Below are 412 nucleotides of genomic sequence, written 5' to 3'. Positions count from 1 at the left end.
ATGTCGTGGACTACGACCAGGGCAGCAGCCAGGCATGGGGCCGCGTGGAATCGCACTTCGATGCGCAGGGTCGACTGGACTACACCAACGAGTTCATGGACGACGGCAGCCGCACCGGCCACGACTACGACCAGACGCAGGTGCGCGGCGACAGCGTCTGGTCGAACCACATCGACGCGCAGGGCCGCACCGACTGGGTGTCCGTCACGCACGACGACGGCAGCGTCACCGGCTACGACTACGACCAGACCAACGTGCGCGGCGACAGTGTGTGGTCGAATCACATCGATCCCCAGGGTCGTACCGACTGGGTTTCCGTCACGCAAGACGATGGCGGCGTTACCGGCTACGACTACGACCAGACCAACGTGCGAGGCGACAGCGTCTGGTCGAACCACATCGACGCGCAGGG

At 65.0% G+C, this 412-nt stretch carries 1 protein-coding gene; it reads left to right on the top strand.

The features are described from left to right. A partial coding sequence (locus B0W80_RS35845; RefSeq protein ID WP_179107114.1) for a hypothetical protein occupies positions 1-412 on the top strand: 412 nt, incomplete at both ends.

The organism is Variovorax sp. KK3, assembly GCF_001984055.1.
Classification (GTDB): Bacteria; Pseudomonadota; Gammaproteobacteria; order Burkholderiales; family Burkholderiaceae_C; genus Variovorax.
This window is presented reverse-complemented; position numbering and strand designations above follow the sequence as displayed.